This is a genomic window from Vibrio sp. Vb0304, from assembly GCF_033338995.1.
Taxonomy (GTDB): Bacteria; Pseudomonadota; Gammaproteobacteria; order Enterobacterales; family Vibrionaceae; genus Vibrio; species Vibrio alginolyticus.
The window spans coordinates 1-2,297 of the sequence record NZ_JAWOTT010000059.1 but is presented as its reverse complement, the minus strand read 5'-3'; the positions used below and the strand labels follow the sequence as shown (position 1 = coordinate 2,297).

General features: G+C 44.0%; 1 protein-coding gene and 1 tRNA gene. One reads left to right on the top strand and one right to left on the bottom strand.

Features of this window, described 5'->3' with window-relative positions; translation table 11 throughout:
- The first annotated feature begins 1 nt into the window (after position 1).
- Positions 2-77: transfer RNA gene (locus R7P35_RS23685), tRNA-Asn, on the top strand.
- A gap of 246 nt (positions 78-323) precedes the next feature.
- On the opposite strand, the gene R7P35_RS23680 is transcribed toward R7P35_RS23685, so the two are convergent.
- Positions 324-1,760 carry an NAD-dependent succinate-semialdehyde dehydrogenase gene (locus R7P35_RS23680; protein ID WP_025768823.1) on the bottom strand — a complete coding sequence of 479 codons (1,437 nt, stop codon included), beginning with the start codon at positions 1,758-1,760 and terminating at the stop codon, positions 324-326.
- Between the last annotated feature and the right edge of the window lie 537 nt (positions 1,761-2,297).

Here is a 2,297-nt window from a genome sequence, read left to right as displayed (position 1 = left end):
TTCCTCCTTAGCTCAGTTGGTAGAGCGACGGACTGTTAATCCGCAGGTCGCTGGTTCGAGCCCAGCAGGAGGAGCCATATTAGAAGAAGCCGCATCACTTGATGCGGCTTTTTTGTATTAGTTTAAAGCTAAGCTCTCTCCTACTACCCACGAAATAACATAAGCGCTTTGATTATTAAAAACCGCTTACCGCAAGCTAACTATCGACTCACTAAGTAACCAGAAAATATTAACCACAAACGCGCGTGGCAAATGGTGTATCTTTCAACTAAAAAAAGCCAGGTAAAAACCTAGCTTTTTAATTCAATCGGCCATCTCTGAAATCAGCTTAAACCACCAAGACAAATATACTTTGTCTCCAGATATTCATCGAGTCCTTGCTTAGCACCTTCCCGTCCAACACCCGACTCTTTAACTCCACCAAATGGAGCCACTTCAGTAGAGATGATCCCTTCATTAACTCCAACCATGCCGTACTCTAAACCTTCACTAAAAGCCATAATACGCTTCAAGCTATTCGTATAGAAATAGCAAGCCAAACCATATTCTGTATCGTTCGCCATTTCGAGAACTTGATAATCATTTTCAAAGGTAACAATAGGCAACACAGGCCCGAATAGCTCTTGCTGAACAATCGACATATTCTGCGTCACACTATCCAAAAGAACGGGCTCCATAAAGCGACCAGGCCGTCTCTGTGGAGAGTTAGCAATAGAGGCTCCTTCTTGTACAGCTTGATCGATCACCGCCTCTAGTCGATGCTTAGAGGCCATCGTAATAACAGGACCTAATGTGACACCTTTCTCTAAACCATTTCCAAGCTTTAATTTGCTTAACTTCGACAATACTTTATCAATAAAAGCTTGTTTTACATTTTTATGAACATATAGCCGATTGGTACAAACACATGTTTGCCCTGCATTACGGAACTTCGACGCGACAAGCCCTTCCGCAGCCTCATCTAAGTCTGCATCTTCAAACACGATGAAAGGCGCATTACCACCCAACTCCATCGACACCGCCTTGACTGAATCACTGGCTTGCTTCATCAAAATTTTCCCAACGCGCGTAGACCCCGTAAAAGAGATCTTCTGAATCCTAGGATCAGTACTTAGTACTTGACCAAACTCAGCAGCCTGCTCCGACACCACGACAGAAAGCAGTTCTTTAGGGATACCAGCCTGATAAGCTAATTCAACAACAGCAATTGCAGTGAGAGGGGTAAGCTCTGATGGCTTGATCAACATGCCACAACCTGCCGCTAGGGCTGGTGCTGCTTTTCTTGTAATCATCGCAATAGGGAAGTTCCAAGGTGTAATTGCAGCGCATACTCCCACAGGCTGGCGAATTGCAGATAGACGTCTATCTGTCGTGGGGGCAGGAATAACTTCGCCATAAGCACGTTTTGCTTCTTCTGAGAACCACTCGACAAAAGAGGCACCATACATCACTTCCCCTTTGCTCTCAGCTAAAGGTTTACCCTGCTCTAAGGTAATAATCGTGGCTATGTCTTCTGCATTATCAAGAAGTAGTTGATACCACCCCCTCAAACGACGAGAGCGCTCTTTGGCACTTAATTTAGCCCAACGGACTTGCTCCGTTTTGCACTGACCAATGAGATCATCTAACTCATCAAGAGTACTAGGCTTTAACCGAATTAACTCTTGCTCAGTTGCAGGGTTGATGACCACAATTCCCTCATCGGAAGACCATTGCTTAAATACAGATTTCAGCGTTTCATTTTTTATTTGTTGCATCATCAAACATACTCCTCAAGAACTCCTCTTAGGTTAATCGCTACTAGCAAGTTCAGCAAAGAAAACAAAGTTTTCTAAAAGGCATTAATTTTCGGAAGACTTAGCTCTATTCCTCACTATATTTCGGGAAATTGCGTAATCCACGTAACGACGGTCCCGCTCTAAACATGGAAGCAATGAATGTTTGAGAAATAAGATGTAGAAAATTATTGTTTAAGAGAGACGCTAACAAAACACGCAGTACGGAAGACTATTCATTCTATTACGGTTGAGGGCGAGTGTTATAAAGACTCATTGTTCAAATGACCAATCTTTCAACGAGGACAGGATACAAACTCGGAGTAATTGGAAGTGCAGGCAGCAGGCTCATCTTCCTGAGAAACTCATGTGCCAAAAGGGCAAAGAAAGTCGTATTGTCTCGCCTTCAATGTGTAAATGCATTTCTAGGGGACACGACCAAACGAAAAAGCCCCAGTCTTTCGACTGGGGCTTAATATAAGTGGCGGAGTGGACGGGACTCGAACCCGCGACCCCCGGCGT

Excerpts from the sequence above, each read along its gene's own strand:
- R7P35_RS23680 (WP_025768823.1), bottom strand. The coding sequence starts at position 1,760 with ATGATGCAACAAATAAAAAATGAAACGCTGAAATCTGTATTTAAGCAA.